Below are 5,053 nucleotides of genomic sequence, written 5' to 3'. Positions count from 1 at the left end.
GGCCAGCACCACCGCGCACGAGCCCTTCGAGGCCGCCGCCACCGCCTCGGCGAGGGGGTGCAGCTCGGGCGCCAGGCCGACCACCGCGACCGTGGCCCCGTGCCGCGCCACCACGACGGGCCGCACCCCTTGCTCCCGCCACTCGGCGACCTGCCGAAGCCCCTCCGCCTCGCCGCCTGCTTCCGCCGTGAGCGGTCCGGCGGTCCAGCCGTCGCGCTCGCGGCGTGCCGAGGGATTCCTGAGGTCGAGGAGCGAGTACAGGCGGGTGTGCAGCTCGTCCGGCTCGACGCCGGGATCCAGCGGCACGACGCCGTGGACCGTCCACCGGCCCGTGGTCAGCACCCCGGCGTCGAGAACCACCGTGTCGACGCGGTCCATCCGCTGCAACGCGTGCCGGTCCAGCACGATCGTGTCCCGCCCCGCGAGGGCGCGTACGACGGCGCTGGTGAACGCGTCCCTGCCCAGCCGGGCCGCCCTGGGCGTCCCCGTGACCAGCACCGAGAGTCCCCGCTGGTGATCGCGGGTGAGCGCCGTGGCCACGCCGTGCGCGACGAGGGCGGCCGGGCTCATCGCGCCGGCGTACCGCTCGACGGGGCCGTCCGGCAGCCTCGCCGGGCGCGGCGCCTCCGCCATCCGGGTGTGCCGGTACGCCCCGTCCACCGCGGCGAACTCCTGCTCCCGCAGCTCCCAGGCCCGGCGGCCGGCGGTGGAGTCGACGTACCGGCCGGCCGCGGCTACGGAGTCGATGAGCAGCGATACGGGGCGCACGGCGAGCATGTGGGTGACGATCCGGGTGGAGGCCAGCACCGCATCGACCGCGGGGCGGCCGATGCGGTCCTCCAGCTCCCGGCGTACGCGCGGGGTGTGCTCGGCCAGCCCCACGAAGGCGGGGACGGTGGGCGGGAGTTTCGGAACGCGCACGACGTGACCGGCCAGCGCCACGCCGGCGCCGACGAGGTGCAGGCCCAGGCTCACGGCGGCGCGCGCCTGCTGCTCGACGCCGTCGAACACACGCCCGGCGTCCCACCCCTCCCCGTCGCCCTGCTCCTCTTCCTCGGCGCTGTCGTCAGGGCGTTCCCGCTCGCCCAGCCCTTCACCGAGCCCTTCGCCCAGCCCCTCGTCGAACTCCTCCACGATCGCCACGAGCTTGGCCAGGTCGGCCTCACCGCCGTCGTCCGTCTCGGCCGTGTCGCATCCGACGAACACGAAGCCGAGCGCGCCGTTCACCTCGGCCCGCTCCACCCCGGCGGCCCGCAGCCGCTCTTCGAGCGCGCGCGCCGCCCGCTCGGTGCCCGGCCCACCGACGTACCGCACCTCGATGCGCACGCCTCCCGGGCACGCCCGCACGAGCCGCGGGCGCGGGAGCATCCCGCGCACCGGTTCGGGGAGCATGTTCAGCAGCGTGCCGGCGGCGGAGAGTACGCCGGACAACAGCATGTGTTCCTCCCCTCGAATACGCGGTGCCAGGTGAAGCTGTGTCGGATTCGGGGGGTTCGACGCCTGTGGCGCGGGCCGGCCGGGGCCGTCTACGTGCCGCTCTTAGGAGCAGCGCCCTTCGCCTCCTTGGAGGCACCAGGAGAGGCGGTCTTCCCACCCCCGGAGGCGGTCTTCGCACCCGAGGACGGCGTCTTCCTCGCGGACGACGTCTTCGCGCTCGCCGACGACGTCTTCGCGCTCGCGGACGACGGCGTCTTCGCGCTCCCCGACGCCGCCTTCGCGCCCGACGCCGCCTTCGCGCCCGCGGTCGACGCCTTCGCTCGTCCGCCGCCGCGCTTCGTGGCGGAGGCCCGACCCCGGCCCCCGGTGGCCGCGCCACGGCCCTGCGACGTGGTGGAACGCTTGCCTGGCCCATCGACCCGGAACTCCCCGGCCTCCCTCGCCCGCGCCCGCTGCGCGATCATCGTCCCCGCGCCGATGGCGGCCGCGACAGGCCACTCGATCGCGCCGATCACCGCCAGCGCGCCCAGCGCTCCGTAGTACGCGATCCGCTCGGGGGGCGGCAGCACCGACCGGGCGACGTCGACGACGTGCCCCATCTCCTGCTTGCTGACCCTCGGCACGGTCGGCCGCGACACATTCAGACGCGGCATGGACAGGCGCGACACGTTCAGACGCGGCATGGACGGGTGCGGCATGGTGAGGCGCGGCAGCCGGACATCCGGAGGGCGGACCTGGATGGTCAGCATCGGCAGGTCCAGGGTCAGCTCCTTGCCGGAGCGGGAGGCCGACCCGGCGGCCGAGCGGGTCTGGGCGGTGGTCATGATCTCTCCTCCGGGCTGAGGACCCTCTCCGTTTCCCTATCCCACGCCGGAGCGATTCATGCCCGATACTGGCTATTTGACCCTTTCACTACCATCCGACCATCACTCGTCACGGCGGAGGAGTACGAGGTCCTCCCGGAGGAGATCGCGAAAGCCATCGAGATCGTCGACGGCTACGTGGTGTATCGCGCCGCGCCCACGCCGGACCACCAGACGGCCGGCAGGCGGCTGGCCAACCTGCTGGAACGCCACGCCCGCGCCGCGATGCGCGAGGGTCACGAACGCATCACCGTGAACAGCGACGTGGACCTGCGCCTGAGAGACGTCCCGCTGCTCAACCGGCGGCCCGACGTGGCGCTCTACAGGTGCCTGGAGGACGCCCACGGCGAACGACTCCGGGCCGAACACGCGTTGCTGGTCGTGGAGATCGTTTCCCACGGCTCCGAAACCCAGGACACAACTGACAAACTCGGCGAATACGCCAAGGCCGGAATCCCGCACTACTGGATCGTCCGGCTCGACCGCACGGGCGTGTCCATCATCGAGCGCTACCGGCTGGACAGCGCCACGATGCTGTACAAGCACACGGGCACCTTCATGAAGGACGAGCTCGGCGAGACCCCTCTGGTCGCCAACCCCATCCCCGTCGTCGTCGACTGGACCGAGCTGGAGTTCTGACTACGAGAAGACGTGGTCGACGACTCGGGCCGTGGCCTTGCCGTCGTCGCGGGGGGCGAAGGTGGCGCGGAAGGCGTCGTAGCGGTCGGCGTGGGCGGGGGCGATCTCGTCGATGGAGCGCAGCGCCTCGATCACCTCGGCGGACGTCGACAGCACCGGCCCCGGCGCGATCTCCGGCAGGTCCACGTACAGGCCGCGCTTCGCGGAGTATTTCGCCAGGTCGTACGCGTAGAAGACCATCGGCCGGCCGGTGGCCGCGAAGTCGAACATGACGGACGAGTAGTCGGTCACCAGCACGTCGGCCACCAGCAGGAGCTCGGCCATGTCGGGGTATGTGGTGACGTCGTGGGCGATTTCCGGGACGGCGGGCATCGCCTGCATCGGGTGCGCACGTACCAGCAGCTCGTGGTCCGCCCCGAGCTCCTCCCGCGCCTTGGCCAGGTCGAGCTTGACCATCGCGTTCTTGCGGTCGTAGTCGCGCCACGTCGGCGCGTACAGCACCACCCGCTTGCCCTCGGCGAGCCCGAGCCGCTCGCGCACCGCCGCCGCGAGCCCGTCGCGGTCGGGCGAGGTGAGGACGTCGTTGCGCGGCAGCCCGCTCTCGAGGACCTCGCCCTGGTAGCCGAACGCCCGGCGCAGCACCGGCGTGGCCCATGGCGACTGCGAGAGCAGGACGTCCCAGCCGCGCACCTCGGCCGCCTGCCGGTGCCAGATCGGCGGCCGGGGGTCGCGGGCCATGTGGGCCTGGTCGTTGCCGATGTGCTTGGCCGGGGTGCCGTGCCAGGTCTGCAGGACCACCTGGTCCTCGCGGGAGCGGAACCAGACGGGCAGGAAGGCGTTGGTCACGATGTAGCGTGATCTGGCCAGCGCGGCGTGGTGCTCGCGGCTGCCCGCGCGGACCACTGTGGCGCCGTCCGGCGGCACGAACGCGCCGTCCTTGACGATCCAGATATGCTCGCGGTCGTCGCCGCGCCGCAGCCGCTCCTCGTGGATGGCGCGGACGCTGTCGGCGTAGAGGCGGCCGTCGTTGACGACGTAGACGGTGGCGTCGTTGAGCGGCTCGGTGCGCTGCGCGGGGTAGAAGACGCGCCGCAGCACGTGGGTGCCGGCCACGCCCTTCTCGTCGGCGGGCCGCTCCTCCTCGACGGTGATCACGGGCACGTCGAAGCGGGTGGACACCATGCGGTAGGCGCGTCCGTCGAACGCACGCGGGTCCTCGTCGAGGCCGGGCAGCGCGGCGTGGTCCACGCGCAGCGGGACGATCTCGCCGGACGGGTGGCGGATCGACAGGTTCCAGGTGCCGGAGGACAGCGGCACGCTCTCGCCGAAGCGGTCCATGGCCGAAGGTGTGATCCGCACGGTGAAGTCGTCGCCGTCACGGTCCATCGGGATGCCGTAGCACAGCCCCGACCGGTGGCGCAGCGTGATCACGCGCGGGCCGGCCGCGTCGGGATAGCGCCCGCGAAGCACCAGGGAGGAGCGCTCCCACAGCGCCGAGGTGATCACCGGCCGGATGCGGTGGGCGGAGACGATGACGCGGTCGCGGCGGTCGCCGAGCACGGTGATCTCGCGGTCTTCGGAGACGGCCCGGGTCTCGACCAGGTTTCCCAGCATGACGGACGCCGCCGGGTCGCCCTTGGGCTCCACCCAGAGCCGCCGCCCGTCCTTCTCCTGCAGCAAGGCTGGTACGGCGAGGCCGACCACGACCTCCGTGCCCCCTGCCACGGGCGTGAAGTCGGCGGCCATGCGATGGCCGCCCAGCCGGGCGTGGCCCTTGGTCACGCTGCGGCCCGACAGGAAGATCTTCAGCTCGAGGCGGTCGTCGTCGACGGAGACGGAGGTCAGCTCGGCGCGGTTGGGCTGGAGCACGACCTGCAGGGCGCGGTCGGAGGTCCACACCGGGCGGGCCCACCAGCCGGGACGCAGCTCAAGCCCGGACGGCCGCTCGGGCCTGCCTATCGACGAGCCGCGCAGCAGGCCGGTCGCCCGGGCGCCGCGGCTCCAGAAGACGATCTCGGCCCGCCATGTCGTGGTGTCGTGCACGGCCGGGCGGTGGCGCATCCGCCGCCGGACGGCGGAGACGACGCCGCGCAGCGCGCCGCGCCAGCGCAGCG

At 72.9% G+C, this 5,053-nt stretch carries 3 protein-coding genes and 1 pseudogene; 1 reads left to right on the top strand and 3 read right to left on the bottom strand.

The annotated features are described in order from the left end of the window. Positions 1–1,437 (bottom strand): annotated as a pseudogene (locus DQW85_RS27765) (cation-translocating P-type ATPase); the annotation flags it as partial. 89 nt (positions 1,438–1,526) lie between these two features. Continuing rightward, entirely contained in the window at positions 1,527–2,261 is a 735-nt protein-coding gene (locus DQW85_RS47095) for a hypothetical protein (protein WP_162795429.1), read from the bottom strand. Here DQW85_RS47095 and DQW85_RS47750 point away from each other — a divergent pair. After that, complete coding sequence (locus DQW85_RS47750) at positions 2,157–2,939, top strand: Uma2 family endonuclease (protein ID WP_275888266.1); 783 nt, start codon at positions 2,157–2,159, stop codon at positions 2,937–2,939. The two genes, DQW85_RS47095 and DQW85_RS47750, sit on opposite strands and share 105 nt — an antisense overlap. Here DQW85_RS47750 and DQW85_RS27750 read toward each other — a convergent pair. Further along, positions 2,940–5,053, bottom strand: a 2,114-nt coding sequence (locus tag DQW85_RS27750; protein WP_162795430.1) for a CDP-glycerol glycerophosphotransferase family protein, incomplete at its 5' end; no start/stop codon positions are given.

Origin of the sequence: Nonomuraea lactucae, from assembly GCF_003313395.1 — a bacterium.
Classification (GTDB): domain Bacteria; phylum Actinomycetota; class Actinomycetes; order Streptosporangiales; family Streptosporangiaceae; genus Nonomuraea; species Nonomuraea lactucae.
This window is presented reverse-complemented; position numbering and strand designations above follow the sequence as displayed.